Genomic DNA, 15,909 nt, shown 5'->3' with positions numbered 1-15,909 from the left:
AGAGGACTAGCCGGGTGTTTTTGATCCTCTGTGAGAGATGGTGGTGTTCGTTTGAGGACGAACACCACCAGCGCCACAATGCTTAGTGCAGCTTGCTCATCGCGTTAGCGACTGTTGCCTTCATCTGTTCCGGATCGTAGTCATCGTAGACCCGGATAAGGCGCTTACGCGGGATATCGACGATGGCAACGTCAGCGTTGATCTGCCTAGCATCGGCGATGTACTGCGCCAACTGGAGCAGTGTCTCGGCCTGCTGAGCCTTCATCGGCGTGTCCACAACGTGGAAGTAGAGAAGCAGTAGTCGGCCGTCCGACTTTTTCGATGCAACCAGATCCTGTCGGGTGCTGAGCGTCACGCCCTCGATCGACGTATTGCAACCTTTGGGGCTCTCCTGTGGGGTGAAGTCTATATCGTCGTTTGCAGCGACAATTTCCTGAAAGCTTCGGATCAGCCCGTGTGCCTTCGCCTTCAGGGCGTCTGGGAAGTTTGTAACCCTCAGAAATGCATCCTCTGCGCTCTTCCCTTCGCAGATATCCCTAGCACCAAGCTTCAAGCAATTTGTGTACCACAAGGGGAACGACATCCCTTCGCGTTGCTTGACCTTGGAGTACTTCAACGCCTCTTCCGCCAGTTCTTCTTCGGTCGCTGCAAAGAGCTTGCTTGCCTTGCGTACGGTCATTTTTGGCTTCATTGAACCTCCTATATGAATAGATGCAGTAGGGGTTCCGCTCAACCTGTACGTCATAGATGCGTAGGCTCTTTACACTCGGCCTCGTGCGTTCTATAATTTTTGGGTTGAATTTGGCGTTCAGGGTGAACTGAACCCACATCTGCTTGATTGCTGATGATGCCAGTGGCTCACTCGAATGGGCTGCTGGCTTTCCTTTTGAGGCCTCATAAAAATTAGAAATTTAAATGCCCTCATTTAACAGTATGAGTTGTTATTTGCGCTTGTGCAAGATGTCGCGAAGTTGAACTTCGCTGTTCATTCATGTTCTGTTATGTGATAAGCGTCACCTATTGCCTTGCGTGAAGCAGTCCCAGCGGGGCGCTGTAAGTCAGGTTGAGGGTGCGGGCAGCCCTGTCACTCAGGATGACGCGCCCTCTCCGCTGGGCTGTCGCTTCGGGGCTTGTGATTCAACTGGATAGGTCAGGGGTGATCCTCGGTACGGTGGAGGCTAAGTGCCGCCTAAGCCGATGCCGAGCGAGTGGGGTGCGGTGTCGCGCTGGGCCGAGTTACCGACTTGTGAAGGAATCTCTGGTGAGGCTCGCTATTTGCGTGCTCTGCCGTGCTCTGCCGTGCTCTGCGCGCGATGCGGGGTGTGGCGCGTAGGGGTAGGGGTGCTATCGCTAGATGCGCGCCAGGAGTGCGTACAGGAGCTCCTGCTAGGGGCTTTTGCAGGCGGCTACTGCTAGCGTCGCGCGTTGGAATCTGGAAGTCCTAGACACGCACCGGGGCGTCGCTTCCGATCAATGCCGAAAAAAGGGAGTCATTACAAAAACTCCATACAGGCCGTGTGTTCTATTATCGAAACACAGTGTTGACAATTTTTCTTCAATGTTGGATGATTAGTTTGTCTGCTAGTTGAGGCAGGCATTTGCCATCTTTATCGGGACGCCTACGTTCGGGATGGCAAATCAGCCAAGCGCAGTGCTTGGCTCGCCCCAGAAGATATCCGGCTCAGGGGTAAGCGGTGCGGTTCCCTCCCAGGGGGTCGTGGCAGCCGCGCCGGTGATGCGAGCTTCGTTGCCTGACGATCAGACGAAGCCGAGCTACAGATCAGTGCCGCAAGGATCGAGTGTCTGAGAGAGAAGACCTTCTCATTTCAGCAGGCTGCCTCCAATCCCCGCTTCTGTGTGGGGTTGGGGGCGGTTTGCCTCCTGAAAGAGAAGGTAGGGGGGGAGGGTTTGAAGAGTAGATGTAGGAGGGAGCGGGGCTGGTAAGTCTGGTGAGCTTTATTGCAAGCCTTCTGGCGACGCAGAATGTTCCTCAATGCTCTTGATATCCAACGCACTCTCGATGATGGTTTTCTGCGGGCAGCGGTACTCTACCGCCGCCAGCGTCGCGAGGCCTGTCATCCGGTAGCTTCATCGTGTCAACCACATGCCAACCTCAAGTCGTTGCTCGTCAAGACGCATTATCTTCTTGATCGCTACGACTAGCGCTTCCTTCCACATTCAATCCTGATGGCATTTTTTTGGTACATGGGGCCATGTATGAAGTGTGGGGGCTTCTTGGGTGTCATGCTGGCGCGAGAATTATTGTGCTCCTCAAATTTCGAGCGCCATGGCCTTGGGGATTGTGGCGACTACTGATGACCCTGAAGGGGGGAGCTATGGTCTTGAAGTTCGTCGCTCCGCTTCTTCTGTGGCTTTCGCCAAAGCCCGGTAGGAGCTTGTGGCACGAGACTCGGGCTGTTGGGGTGCGAGTTTGGCTCCGCAATGTTTGCAAACGAAGGCTGCCGCCAAAACGATTTCAGCACATTGCGGGCAGGGCCTTTTTCGGCCGGTCGTACCCCCACTAGCAAGGCACATTCCGATCCCGAAGAGCAGGGCGACCCCGCTTCCAGCCATCAGCGCGACTAGTCGCTCTTGTGAGCGTTTTGCTTCGTGTGCTTCGCGTTGCCATTCGGCTGATCGGGCGCTTCCAAACGTCATGACACTCTGCATGTATGCGTGGTTTGCCCGGTCCTTCAAAGAGAGGTAGCCGATTCCTGTTCCTAGTGTGCCCAGCACGCCCAGCAAGATGAGCCACCAGCTAAACACTTTGATGTTCATGGGTAGGCCTCAATGCACGATGGGGTGATCTGGGGCGCGGCATCCTGGATCACGCTAGTCCCCCGCCTGGCCACGGCGGGTAACGGGTGGTGCTTCATACAGACCCCTATAGCGACGAATGCGGGTCGTCCGCATCGAATGCCCTTTACGACCCACTTCAGTAAATGTAGAGTCTACGCATAGTGAAGCGCAAGTGTGAAGATGCCAGTGGTTCCCCACTGCTGATTTCACTTGTCCGACAAAGCAACGGCCATATTTGCGCAGCGATTGAAGGAGGCCCGTGCGATGCGGGGCGTATCGCAGCGCGCGCTGGGAGCCAAGATCGGGATGACCAAGCAGGCCGGTAGCACGCGTATCAATAGATATGAGCAGCAGACGTCTCGTGCTGACATGGACACGGCTGCAGCGATGGCGAAGGCTTTGGGCGTTCCATTGGCGTTTCTGTTTGCAGAGGACGATGACTTGGCGGAGGCAATTCTGGCTTTCTCCAAGCTACCAGCCGATCAGCGTGCACGCATACTCGACCACATGAAGTCGCTGGCTGCGCAAACTATGGAGTAACGATTGCACGGCAACAGCTACGTCTCCTTTAACGGAACGTCTGAGGGCGGTTAGGTGTTGGGCGCTGGCACTAGGCCTTGAGTAGTGCTGTTGGCAGTCGTGGCGAGCATCGCATAAAGATCGCCATGGATGCTTGTCTCATAGGAGCCCTGCTTGGTTCTGTGGCCTTTGCCCCCATTCGGGCGGGGGCATTTCGAGAAGTTGCGAATAGTCGTCTCGCCCCTTAAGTATGAGCACCTTTCGCAGCGCAATTGGCGAGCAGCCCAGGAGCTCGGATATCTGATCGTGCTTGCCAGATGCAATTAGCATGTTCGCCTGTACCTTCGGCTCCATGTTTTCCGCATCCAATCTGGTAGGTTCAGGCACGGCCAACCAGCGTCCGTAGTCCAGGGCGGCGCGGCTAGCGTGTAGGCTGCCGCCCTTCACATCGGACTGGACCATCACGACGCCCTGCGCCAATCCGGCCTGGATACGGTCTCGTTTGACGAAAAACTCCGGTCGCGCTTCCACGCCGAATGGATACTCGGAGACCAATGCTCCGCCCTTGTCCAGGATTTCTTGGGCTAAGGTCTTATGCTTGGAGGGCGCCACGGTGTGCAGGCCATGGGCCATAACTGCCACAGTATGTCCTCCCGCTTCCAATGCAGTTTGGTGGGCGACGGCATCCAAGCCAAGGGCTAGGCCACTGACCACTGACCAGCCATGAGCGACCAAAAATTGGGAGATGCGCTCGGCGATCATCACCCCGTGTTTGGTTGGCTGACGGGTCCCAATCACTGCGACTGAATGGTTAGGGTTGTCCGCAAGAGAGCCTTTGACGTACAAAATGACCGGATCGTCTCTGGTGGCTCTGAGTAGCGCTGGGTAGGACGGGTCGAGCACCGACAAGATTTGTGCGCCCGTCTTTTCCGCCTGTTCTACCTGTACTTCGGCCTTCTCCAATGCCTCCGCCCACAGCGTAGTGTGAGTGACGGACGCCAAGCGAGGAACCTGCTTCGCGATCGATTCTATAGGGGCCGAGGCAAAGTTGGCTACATTAACGGCCATTCGCAGCGAAGCAGGACCCACGCCTTTTAGCATGGACAGCGCCAGCAATTTTCCGGTGCCTGGGGAAATGACGGTCACAGCACATTGCTCACGTTCTTGGAAAGGGCGAACAGCGCCACGCTGCGGGCGCCCGCATCCATCAAGCGCTTGTGGGCGTACATCAGGGTCGCGCCGCTGGTGCAAACATCGTCAAGGATAACAAAATCCTTGCCCCCTACATCGGCTGGATTGGTGACCACCAGGTGATCGCGCACGTTCTCAAAGCGCGGAACCCGCTTGAGGTGATCCCCGCTGTGTGATCGGACGCCATTCCTGTAAGACAGTAGTGTGGTGCTGAATTGCACTGCATCGTGCGTTGTGCCCAGTGGTTCTCGCTGTCTAAAGTCGTTTTGTAGCTGCGCGATGAAGTATTGCATGCGTGGACTGCGTCCGGGGCGTGCAGGTATGGCGGCCACGGTCACTGAGCTGTCGAGGAACGACAGCAGTGGAAAGGTCCTGCGGACATAGGCGTATACGGAATTGCACCACTGCGCCGGGAACTGCTGAGCATCCTTGTGAGCGTGGATGTTGTGTGTAAGGGCGTGCCATTGCAGGCGTGCTGCGACGGAGGGCCAGTTTGAGAAGTGTCGCCCCGCGAAGCTAATCTTGACCCTCGTGTTGCCTTCACCTACTTCGCGCGGAAAGATGTGGCTGAACTCGCAAAAGCTGGGTTGATGCGAATCATCCATCGAATTGTTGAACTGCCACTCTAGGTTCAGAGCATACGACTCAATGTCTTCAAGAACTTGGTGGAGCGTTCTTGGGAACTCGATGACTGCGTCAGGAAGAAGCTTCAATGCGTCCCAGTGCTTATAGTTGTCCCAGTTCCGCCAGTCATTAGGCCACGAGGCCTTGTCCAGGACCGTGTAGCAACCAGCATTGTAGGCGGCTTTTACATCGGCAGATTCGTCGCCGACCATAACCACGCGGCGAGGGTCAGCAATACCCATTCGCTGCATTGCCAGCCTGATTCCTTCTCCATTTGGCTTCCATAGGCCATAAGCCACATCTTCATAGCCAATTCCCACATCCCAGTGCATGTTGGGATATGCGGCTTGTAACAGTACTTGTGCATAAGCGCGTGGTGCACGAGTGAAGATACCCATCTTCATTTGAGGCCATCGTGCCTTCAGTGCATCTAAGTGCGCTGGTGCGTAAATGTATCGCGGCGCTGGATCTCCGAAGCTATGCAGCAGCTCAGCCGCGTATGCTTGATCCGCTTGTTTCCCGACGCCCTGTGGCCGAATTACATCCAGGTCATCGGTGCGAAGTAGGGTGTTATCCAGGTCGAAAAGGCACAGGTCAATCATTGTCGAAATCCTTATCAGCCATCCCCCTGATGGCATAACCAGAATACTCGATGCCTTGTGGGAATGGCGAGTGGTATGTCGCGCTATGAATGACACTTAGAGGTCGTGCTAGTACATCTAGTGCATAGTGTGGACCTGCCGGCCTGCAGTTCAGGTCGAGGGCATCTGCGATAAGGGCCCTGAGAGACATGTATGTGTATTCAGGGGGGCTCGAATTGAGCTGGTTCTGAAGCGGGTCTCGCTTTGCGCCGCCTGCATGCAGATTATCGAGGTTCCCCGAATTGCGGGGCGCTGGCTGGGCGTGGCTGCCCGTAAGTTAGCTTTGCCACTGCCGCTGCAAGATGTTCTGGCGCAAGGTGTGCGTAACGCAGGGTCATCGTCAAGTCAGCGTGACCCAATAGTTCCCGGACAGTGTTTAAATCCACCCCCGCCATAACTAGCTTGCTGGCAAAATGATGGCGCAGATCGTGGAAACGGAAGTTGATGATCTTGGCATCGATCAAGAGCTTCTCCCACGATGATTTCATGCCAGCAACCCCAAACACAGCTCCATTACCCGTTGACTGCGATACCCACTGGCGCAGTACGGTCATCGCCTCGCCATTTAGCGGTACATGGCGTTGCCTCCCAGACTTGGCATGTTCAGGTCGAACAGTCAGAAGCCGCGCTTGCATGTTGATATCCGACCAGTCCAGCGAAAGTAGTTCGCCTTTGCGGAGACCAGTATTCATGGCTAGTAGCACCAATGGATGCAAATGATCGGCATAGGCTCCTGTAGGTATTTCCGGGAGCAATGCGCGTTTACGATCTGCACGCCACCTGTTTCCCGACTTACGTGCCAGCGAGACGGCACAATCGCGGGATGTGAGAGCAGCACGCAAGGAGTGCTCCTCAGCGGGACTGAGGAAACGGACCACGCTACGAGGCTTCGAGACCTTCAGTGCAGCTTCCGTGACGGGGTTGGCTTCCAGCATTCCCCACTTAACTGCCTTGGACAGGGCTGACCGTAGGGTAGCCAAATTCCGCGATGCGGTGGCCTTTGTGATGGTTTGTCTAGCACCGGGTCGAACAGTGTCCTTCAGTCGCGTGACCCACCATCGTTCGATGACTTTGGCGTTGATGTCTTTTAAAGTCATAGGCAGCAGGTCAGCGAAGGCCTGCTCGATGCGCCGCAGCGCGTCGTCCGCCCGCTTAAGCTCTGTTTTGGCCCAAAGGGCGTAGTGGTCGTCCAGATACGCTCGGAGCGTGATCCTTGGGAGCTCTGGCTTTGCGATGTTGGGTAAGCCCGATTGGACGTACTCGGCCATCACTTTGAGGGCAATATCTCGAGCCTGGTCAAGCGAGATATGATCGGTAGACCCAAGCGTACGACGCTTTCCGTGCGCCCAAGTGACAATCCAAGCTTTGTATCCAGAGGGCTGCACCCGGAGCAGTAGACCGCGCACCTGCGCGTCCCTGAGCTCGTAGGGGCGATCCTTCGGTAGAACAGTAGCAACGGTTTTCTTGGTGAGGGCGATCCGCATCGGGCTTGTTTCCGTAAGTTCGGCTTAAGCCAAACGTAGGAAAACGGGTCGAAAGATGGTCGGACACGGATCATCCGCATTCACGCAGATGCCGGTTAAACCCTTGAAAAACAAAAAAGCGCGCCTCGCGGCACGCTGTTTTGTCTGAATAGTGGTGGAGCCAAGGAGGATCGAACTCCTGACCTCGTCATTGCGAACGACGCGCTCTCCCAGCTGAGCTATGGCCCCACGGCAGGCTTTCAGTGTAGCGCTGCCTGCCGGGCTTGCCAAGCGCCGGGCCGGGACGGTGGCAGGCGTGGATCTGCTACCGCCCCCGGCCGGTTCAGACCAGGGCCTGGCGCAGCAGATCGCCCGCGCGCTGTACCGCCACGCCGGTGGAAACAGCAACGCCCTGCAGGTGGATGCAGGCATGGATCATCCCCGGCAGCCGCTCCAGCGTGCAGTGGATACCCGCAGCCTGCAGGCGGTGCGCGTACTGCTCGGCCTCGTCGCGCAGCGGATCGTGCTCGCAGCTGAGCACGGAGGCTGGCGCCAGCCCCTGCAGGTCGGTTGCGTGGGCGGGCGAGGCCAGTGACGGCGGCTGATCCAGGCCACCCAGATAAGCCTGCCAGCAGCGCTGCATCAGTTCGGCGCTGAGGTAATAGCCAGTGGCGTAGTCGCGGTAGGAATCGCTGCTCATGCCGGCATCCAGCGCCGGGTACAGCAGCAGCTGGTGGCACGGTTGCGGCAGGCCCCGTTCGCGCAGCAGCAGGCAGCAGGCGGCTGCGAGGTTGCCACCCGCGCTGTCGCCACCGATCGCCAGCCGCTGTGGGTCCAGGCCGAGGCGCTCGGCGTTGTCCTGCAACCAGTGCCAGGCGTCGGCGACGTCATGCAGTGGAACCGGGAACGAGTGCTCCGGCGCCAGCCGGTAGCCCACGGCGGCGATCACGCAGCCGCTGGCATTGGCCAGGGCACGGCAGGGACCGTCGTAGACCGCCAGCGAACACTGGAACCAGCCGCCGCCATGGGCGAACAACAACGCCGGCGCCGGTCCATCGGGCAGCCCTTCCGGTGTGTAAAGGCGGACGTCCAACGCATGCCCGTCGCGTGCGATCACCGTGTGTTCGATCACATGTGCAACCGGCTGCGGCGCCCCCTGCAGCTGTGGCAGCGCGCTCTCGCTGATCGCACGCAGCTCGCGCAGGTCGTCCGGCAGCGGATGTGCCGCGACGGCATCGACGAACTGCTGCAGCGCCGGTTCAAGCTGCATGGTGTGCCTCCTGCAGGAACGGCAGCAGCTGTGCCAGGAACGCCTGCGGCGCTTCTTCCATGATGAAGTGACCGCAGCCCGGCACGATGCTGCCGCGCACGTTGTCGGCATGCGGTTGCAGGGTCAGCATCGGCGCATCGGCGGTGGCGTGCTCGGCGCCGATGGCCAGCACCGGCATCGCCAGCCGGCGCTGCGCGCGCTGCTTGTTCTGGCGGATCGTTTCCGGAATCGCGCGGTACCAGGCGAAGCCGGCCCGCAGTGCGCCGGGGCGGCTGTAGGCGGCGATGTAGGTATCGGCAGCCACGGCATCGCGCCGGTACGACCAGCGATCGAACATGAACTCCAGGTAGGCGCGTTCGCGCCCACTGATCAGTGCTTCGGGCAGGTCGGCCACCTGGTTGAACATGAAGTGCCAGAGGAAGATGTTGTCGGCCGGTGCTGCGAAGATGCCCGGTTCCGGCGCAAGGCCTGGAATCACCGCTTCGGTGACCGCCAGCTGGCGCACCGCCTGCGGCTGGTCGCTGGCCAGCGCATAGGCGATCCACATGCCGATGTCATGCCCGACCACCTGATAGCGGTCGTGGCCCAGTGCCTGCATGGTCTGGTGCAGGACGGCGGCGGCACTGCCGGTGTCGTAGCCGTGGGCGGGGCGGCCGGATTCGCCGATGCCCGGCGGATCGACCGCGATGGCTTCGAAACCGGCCTCGGCCAGCGCGTGCAGCACGTGGCGCCAGGCGTACCAGGTCTGCGGCCAGCCGGGAATCAGCAGCACCGGTTCACCGTGGCCGGCGGATACGCAATGCACGCGCTGACCATCGATGCGCAGGTAGTGGTGGCGCAGCGAAGCGTCGCCGGCAGCGCCAGCGGAAAGGGAAGTGGTCATGGGGGGAGTGCTCCGTTGGGGCTCAGGCAATGCCGAGCATCTGCTGCATCTGCGCGGTGCTGATCGGTGCACCGGCGAAGTCGTCGAAAATCTTGTCGGTGACCGGAATGATGTGGTCGCGGATGAACGCGGCGCCCTCGCGCGCGCCAGCTTCCTGGTCCTTCAGGCAGCACTCCCATTCCAGCGTTGCCCAGCCCGCGTAGTCGTACTGGGCCAGCTTGGAGAAGATCGACTTGAAGTCGACCTGGCCATCGCCCAGCGAGCGGAAGCGGCCCGCACGTTCGGTCCAGTCGGCATAGCCGCCATAGATGCCCTGGCGCCCGCTCGGACGGAATTCGGCGTCCTTGACATGGAACATGCGGATCAGCGGGTGGTAGATGTCCAGGTACTCCAGGTAGTCCAGCTGCTGCAGCACGAAGTGGCTGGGATCGAACAGGATGCGGCAGCGCTGGTGTTGGCCGACGCGCTCGAAGAAGCGTTCGAAGCTGGTGCCGTCATGCAGGTCTTCGCTGGGATGGATCTCGTAGCAGAGGTTGATGCCGTTGTCCTCGCAGGTGTCAAGGATCGGCCGCCAGCGTCGTGCCAGTTCATCGAACGCGGCGTCGATCAGGCCCGGTGGGCGCTGCGGGAACGGGAACAGGTAGGGCCAGGCGAACGAGCCGGAGAAAGTGCCCATGTCCTGCAGGCCGAGACGGCGTGACGCGCGGGCGGCCAGGTGCAGCTGCTGCTGCGCCCATTCGCTGCGGGCCTTCGGATTGCCGCGCAGTGCTTCGGGTGCGAAACCATCGCAGAGTTCGTCGTAGGCCGGATGCACGGCGACCAGCTGGCCGAGGATGTGGGTGGTCAGCTCACTGACCTGCAGGCCGTGCTCGGCCAGGGTGCCGCGGAGGTCGTCGCAGTAGTCCTGGCTGTCGGCAGCGGTGGCCAGGTCGAACAGGCGTGCATCCCAGGCCGGGATCTGCAGGGCCTTGAAGCCGTGGCCGGCGGCCCACGCGGCAATGCCGGCAAGTGAGTTGAATGGGGCCTGGTCGCCGGCGAACTGCGCCAGGTGCAGGCTGGGGCCCTTGAGGGTCTGCATGTGTTGCTCCAATTGTTTGTCGATCGACAAAGAATAGGCGCGGCCCTCGCGGTGGTCAACACCCGCGTTACACTGCGCGCCTCACTGGAGCAGGCAGGCAGATGGCAGGGCGACCGCGCGAATTCGACAGGGACCAGGCGTTGCGCAAGGCGATGCTGCTGTTCTGGCAGCACGGCTATGAAGGCACGTCGATGTCGGCACTGGTCGAAGCACTGGGCATTGCCTCTGCACGCATCTACGCCGCGTTCGGCAGCAAGGAGCAGTTGTTCCGCGAAGCCGTTGCGCTGTACGAAGAAGGCGAGGGTGGTTTCGCGCCGCGCGCGCTGGAGCAGGCCACGCTGCGCGAGGCGATCGGGTCCATGCTGCGCGAGGCGGTGCTGACCTACACCCGTCGTGGGCGTCCGCATGGCTGCCTGGTGGTGTCCTCGGCCAGCAGCGTCTCGCCCGATGGCGAAGGCGTGCGGGACTGGTTGGCCAGCCATCGTCGCCAGCGCACGGCGGCGATCATCGCGCGCCTGCAGCAGGCGCAGTCCGAAGGGGAGCTGGTCGGCGATGTGGCGGTGCAGGCACTGGGCGATCACTTCGCCACGGTGCTGCACGGCATTTCGGTGCAGGCGCGTGACGGCATCAGCCGCGAGCGGCTGCTGGCGATGGTCGATGTGGCGTTGGGCCCGCTGCCCTGAGTCAAGCCTTCAGGGCGTGCGGAATGCCCGGTGACTGTGCCGAAACCGCTTGTTTCGCCGGGTTTGGGTGCCGCGCAACGAAATCGTAACAATTTGGGGGATAATGGCCGCTTGCGCAGTTTTCCTCCTTTTTGCCGCCCGGCTCGCGCAGGCCGCACGGACGCCTCCTCAGAGCATTGCATGCCCTCCCATACCGATTCCCGCCGCCTGTCGGGTCTGTCGTCTTCCCTTGTTTCCTTCCGCCGCCACCCGCTGGCACTGGCCTGTGCCGGCCTGGCCCTGGTTGGCAGCTTCGGTGCCGCCGCGCAGGACAGCGCGCCGACCCCGACCGGGCTGGACACGATCACCGTGACCGCCGAACACCGCGAGCAGAACCTGCAGGAAGTGCCGGTCTCGGTCGGCGTGGTGCAGGGCGAGCGCATGCGCGACTTCACCGCAGGCGGCGACGACACCCTGCTGGCGCTGTCCGGCCGCGTGCCGAGCCTGTATGCGGAAACCACCACCGGCCGCATCTTCCCGCGCTTCTACATCCGAGGTCTGGGCAACATCGACTTCTACCTGGGTGCCTCGCAGCCGGTGTCGATCATCCAGGACGACGTGGTGCTGGAGCACGTGGTGCTGAAGTCCAACCCGGTCTATGACGTCGACCAGGTGGAAGTGCTGCGCGGCCCGCAGGGTTCGCTGTTCGGCCGCAACACCACCGCCGGCATCGTCAAGTTCGACACCCTGAAGCCGACCCAGGACTACACCGGCCGCGTCAGCGCCAGCTATGCGACCTACAACAGCGTGTCGATCGACGGCGGCTTCGGCGGCCCGATCAACGACATCGCCTCGTTCCGCGTGTCGGCCCTGTACCAGCACCGCGACGACTATGTCGACAACACCTACAAGGGCCCGAGTGCCGATGGCACGGTCGGCCCGAAGAAGAACGCCATGGGCGGCTTCGATGACCGCAACGTGCGCGCGCAGCTGCTGCTGACCCCGAGCGACCAGTTCTCGATCCTGGCCTCGGCCCACGCCCGCGATTATGAAGGCACCTCGACCCTGTTCCTGCGCGGCGCGCTGACCAAGGGCTCGAACAAGACCGACGTGCCGCGCGACAAGGTCGCCTACGACGAAGCCGACAACAACCCGCAGGCGTACAAGACCTACGGCGGCTCGGTGAAGGCACGCTACGACTTCGGTGCGATCGACTTCACCTCGATCACCGCCTACGAGACCACCTCCGGCTACAGCCGTGGCGACACCGACGGCGGTGCTGCGGTGAACTTCCCGGTGAACGGCGTGCCGAACGGATATGGCCAGTCGATGGGCCGCATCCGTGATCTGGACCAGTGGACCCAGGAATTCCGCCTGGCCAGCCATGATGACAGCGCCCTGCAGTGGCAGGCTGGTGCGTTCTACTTCAACGGCAGCGACACCACCGACTTCTACCAGCGCGCGTGGTTCCTGCAGGGCGCGGCACGCAACCCGAACAACTGGGTGCGCCTGCGCAACAAGAACACTTCGTGGGCCGGTTTCGGCCAGATCAGCTACGCCTTCACCGACAAGTTCACCGTCACCGCCGGCCTGCGCCAGACCAAGGACGAGAAGCACACGCGTCTGCTGAAGACCGCTGATACCGCTGCCGGCGTGGTCACCTACAAGGGCCGCACCGACGTCAAGATGTCCGACACCACCCCGAGCTGGGACCTGAGCGCGATGTATCAGATCACGCCGGACGTGAGCGTCTACGCCAAGGTCGCACGTGGCTTCCGCGGCCCGACCATCCAGGGCCGTTCGGCGGTGTTCAATGCCGATTTCACCACCGCCGATTCCGAGACGATCCTGTCCTGGGAAGCGGGCGTGAAGAGCAGCCTGTGGGACAACCGCCTGCGCCTGAACGCCACCGCGTTCACCTACACCGTCAACGACATCCAGCTCAACGGCAACGATTCGGACGGCAATGGCGTGCTGTTCAACGCCGACAAGGCCAAGGCCTACGGTTTCGAAGCGGACATGGAACTGCGCCCGATCCCGAACCTGACCCTGAGCGCTGGCCTGAGCCTGCTGCACAGCGAGATCAAGGACAAGCGCGTGTACGCGCAGGTCTGCGGCCTCAACGGCCAGGTGGTCTGCACGGTGAATGATCCGACCATCGAGGTCGGCGCCAACACCTTCGCGCAGATCGACGGCAACCCGCTGCCGAATGCGCCGAAGTACAACGTGAACCTGGCCGCCCGTTACGACTTCCCGGTCAGCGACGCTGGCACCATGTTCGTCTCCACCGACTGGAACAAGCAGGGCTACACCAGCTTCGTGCTGTACGACAGCAAGGAGTTCAACTCCAAGGGTGACTTCGAGGGTGGCCTGAAGATCGGCTACTCGGGCAACTACGGTGCCTACGAAGTGGCGCTGTTCGCGCGCAACATCACCAACGAGAAGAACCTGAAGGGCGTGATCGAGAACTACATGGCCGCGGTCTACAACGAACCGCGCACCGTGGGTGTCTCGCTGAACATGAACTGGTAAGGCGCTGGCGCGGTGACGGGTTCTCCCGTCATCGCACCGCTGGAATGCAAAGGGCGGCCCGGAGTTCCGGGCCGCCCTTTTCGTTGTTTCAGACTGCGGTAAGGTCGCTGTCCTGGCTGCGCTGGCCGAAGGTCAGGGCCCAGGTGGCGCTGTCCACCTGCTGGCGGTCCTGCGCCTGCTGCTTGCGCGCGCGGCTGGCGCCGAACCAGCGGCCTTCGCCGTTGATCAGCGGCGCCATGCGCACCACATCCACGTACTCCGTGTCGATCTCGCTGGCGCGCTGCAGCCAGGTCAGGGCAAGGAAGGCGTTGGCCGGCACGCCGTTGCCGAAGTGGTACACGTCGGCCAGGTAGCCGGCCGCCCACAGCTTGTCATCGTCCTCACCGCGCCACCACAGCGGAATCAAGGCGCGTTCGACCGCTTCGCGCTTGTGCGCGTCGTTCTGGCCATCGAAGGCCAGGCAGGCCAGGTTGCGGCAGGCCGGGCCCCACACGCGTTCACCGGCGTCGGCTTCGCGCAGGCAGCGCAGGTACAGTTCGCGCGCACGCGCTTCGTTGTCAGCGCCACCGGCGGCAACCAGGCGCACGCCAAGGTTGTAGGTGGCGATCAGGTCGCCGCCTTCGACGGCACGCTCCTGCCAGTACAGGGCTTTCTGGGCATCAACGAAGTCCGGCTGGTCGCGGCCGCCCAGCCGGCCCTTGTACAGGTCGCACAGCGCGGCCATCGCACCGGCGTCTCCGTCGTCGGCCATGCGCTGCAACAACGACAGTCCCGCGTCCTGCGAGACATCGCAGAACAGGTTGGACGCAAAGGTAACCGTGGAGGTCTTCTGTTGCGCCGCCAGTTCCAGGGCGCGCTGCAGCAGGGGCCGGGCACGTGCCGGATCGGCTGCCTGGCCCAGCATCCCATGCTCGATGGCGGTGGCCGCCCAGAGCAGGCCGAGCGCCGAATCGCCTTCGCGCGCGGCGTAATCCACGACCTGCGCGAACAGCGCTTCGGCGCCGTCAACATGGGCGAACCAGGTGCAGGCCTCCAGACTGCTGAAACCACCGTGCAGGACCATGTCACGATCCAGTGCCCACGCGTGCTGCAGGTCCTCAAGCGCGGCCTGCATGCATCCGGTGTCCCATTGCACCTGGTCTTCGATCTCCTCGATGCGCCCGAGATGAAAGCGGAGTGCGGCACGCTGGGTCAGGACTTCAGCACGCACGTAGCCCTCCAGGTGCCAGTCCAGGATCTGTTCATACGCGCGCTCGTGCACGGCCACCGCTTCGGCATCGCCGCGACGCGGCAGCTCGCCCATCCAGTCCTGTTCCTTGCACCAGCGCAACGCATTGCGCTGTGCCAGCTCCAGGCCGCGGCACCAGCTGCCTTCGATGAAATCCTCCATCGCCTCGTGGCTGCCGCCCCAACGCGGGTACAGGTAGTAGAGGGTGTCTTCCAGCGTGCCCAGGTCGTCCGGACGCTGTTCCAGCACCAGGCGCATCCAGTACGCGAGGGGGGCATCGAAATCGTCCTCGCTGCGATCGCGCAACAGCGGCGGCAGGCATTCCGGCAGGTGCTGCAGGGGCGAACCGAAGCGCGACAGCAACTGCAACGCCTGCGGCCACGCCTGCGGATAGTGCTCGGCCAGGGCGGCTTCATCGGACTCCGGCGGTTGCCCCGCCTGGAGCGCGCGCAGCCAGTTTGGTTCGCGCAGGTAGCTGGTGATGCGCTTGATGCCATCCAGCGCCAGCGCCGGGCGCTGCGACAGCGCAATTGCCTGCAGATAGGCATGCACGGCGTGGTCGCGCGCCTGCTGTGCGGCCAGCCACTGGCTGTCTTCCACCAGTGCGGCCACGTCGGCGCTGCGCAGGGCCCCAGCGGCCGATTCCCAGCAGGCACCCAGGCGCAGGTGTGCGTAGTAGCTGTGCGGAGCGGCGGCAACCCACCGTTGCGCCTGCTGCAGGCGTTCATCCAGGGGCAGCGCCGCGTCCTGCAGGTTGCGCAGGCGCCAGCGGATGCCGGGCAGCGGCCGGGCGCCGTTCAGCCAGGCCTGTTCGTGTGGGGCAAGCAGCGCCTCAAGTGCTGCATGGTCGTGTTCCTGCAGTGCGCTGCGCGCCTGCACGCGCCAGGCCAGGTCGTCCATGGAAAGGCCGTCTTTCGCAAGTCCATTTGTCATCTGATGCAATCCAACAGTAGCGGGGACGCTATTGGACAGGTCCACGCGCACGCCGGCAAGCGTGGCAGATGCTCATGTTTGCGGTA

General features: G+C 61.8%; 11 protein-coding genes and 1 tRNA gene. 3 read left to right on the top strand and 9 right to left on the bottom strand.

The window, feature by feature from the left end:
- Positions 1-82 precede the first annotated feature (82 nt).
- Complete coding sequence (locus ACZK4H_RS14860; RefSeq protein WP_128988783.1) at positions 83-679, bottom strand: hypothetical protein; 597 nt, start codon at positions 677-679, stop codon at positions 83-85.
- Between the two features lie 2,330 nt (positions 680-3,009).
- On the opposite strand from ACZK4H_RS14860, the gene ACZK4H_RS14855 reads away from it, so the two are divergent.
- Positions 3,010-3,339, top strand: a complete 330-nt coding sequence (locus tag ACZK4H_RS14855) for a helix-turn-helix domain-containing protein (protein ID WP_235647110.1) — start codon at positions 3,010-3,012, stop codon at positions 3,337-3,339.
- 138 nt (positions 3,340-3,477) lie between these two features.
- On the opposite strand, the gene ACZK4H_RS14850 is transcribed toward ACZK4H_RS14855, so the two are convergent.
- The 7 genes from ACZK4H_RS14850 to ACZK4H_RS14820 form a co-directional block, all read right to left on the bottom strand.
- Positions 3,478-4,464, bottom strand: coding sequence for a DNA-processing protein DprA (locus ACZK4H_RS14850; RefSeq protein ID WP_180852082.1), 987 nt, complete (start codon positions 4,462-4,464; stop codon positions 3,478-3,480).
- Positions 4,461-5,735, bottom strand: a complete 1,275-nt coding sequence (locus tag ACZK4H_RS14845; RefSeq protein ID WP_160314169.1) for an HAD-IA family hydrolase — start codon at positions 5,733-5,735, stop codon at positions 4,461-4,463. The genes ACZK4H_RS14850 and ACZK4H_RS14845 overlap by 4 nt, the downstream gene beginning before the upstream one ends.
- A 263-nt stretch (positions 5,736-5,998) precedes the next feature.
- Positions 5,999-7,258: a tyrosine-type recombinase/integrase gene (locus ACZK4H_RS14840; RefSeq protein ID WP_128988779.1), complete on the bottom strand. Its 1,260-nt coding sequence runs from the start codon at positions 7,256-7,258 to the stop codon at positions 5,999-6,001.
- Positions 7,259-7,410: 152 nt separating this feature from the next.
- Positions 7,411-7,486, bottom strand: a tRNA-Ala gene (locus ACZK4H_RS14835).
- A gap of 94 nt (positions 7,487-7,580) precedes the next feature.
- Positions 7,581-8,507 (bottom strand): alpha/beta hydrolase, encoded by a 927-nt coding sequence (locus ACZK4H_RS14830; RefSeq protein ID WP_099551902.1) that lies wholly within the window; start codon positions 8,505-8,507, stop codon positions 7,581-7,583.
- Entirely contained in the window at positions 8,497-9,390 is an 894-nt protein-coding gene (locus ACZK4H_RS14825) for an alpha/beta fold hydrolase (protein WP_099551901.1), read from the bottom strand. Before ACZK4H_RS14825 ends, ACZK4H_RS14830 begins: the two co-directional genes overlap by 11 nt.
- Positions 9,391-9,412: 22 nt before the next feature.
- Positions 9,413-10,468, bottom strand: coding sequence for a sugar phosphate isomerase/epimerase family protein (locus tag ACZK4H_RS14820; RefSeq protein ID WP_099551900.1), 1,056 nt, complete (start codon positions 10,466-10,468; stop codon positions 9,413-9,415).
- Positions 10,469-10,569: 101 nt separating this feature from the next.
- Here ACZK4H_RS14820 and ACZK4H_RS14815 point away from each other — a divergent pair, with 101 nt between their 5' ends.
- Positions 10,570-11,151: a TetR/AcrR family transcriptional regulator gene (locus ACZK4H_RS14815; RefSeq protein WP_099551899.1), complete on the top strand. Its 582-nt coding sequence runs from the start codon at positions 10,570-10,572 to the stop codon at positions 11,149-11,151.
- Between the two features lie 180 nt (positions 11,152-11,331).
- Positions 11,332-13,662, top strand: coding sequence for a TonB-dependent receptor (locus tag ACZK4H_RS14810; protein WP_099551898.1), 2,331 nt, complete (start codon positions 11,332-11,334; stop codon positions 13,660-13,662).
- Positions 13,663-13,750: 88 nt separating this feature from the next.
- Here the strand turns inward: ACZK4H_RS14810 and ACZK4H_RS14805 are convergent, their stop codons facing one another.
- Positions 13,751-15,790, bottom strand: a complete 2,040-nt coding sequence (locus ACZK4H_RS14805; protein ID WP_239503784.1) for a DUF4034 domain-containing protein — start codon at positions 15,788-15,790, stop codon at positions 13,751-13,753.
- Positions 15,791-15,909 lie beyond the last annotated feature (119 nt).

The sequence above is a fragment of the Stenotrophomonas sp. 78350_Sma genome, assembly GCF_056482105.1.
Note: the sequence above shows the minus strand (reverse complement) of the source record. Positions and strands in the feature narration are given on the sequence as shown.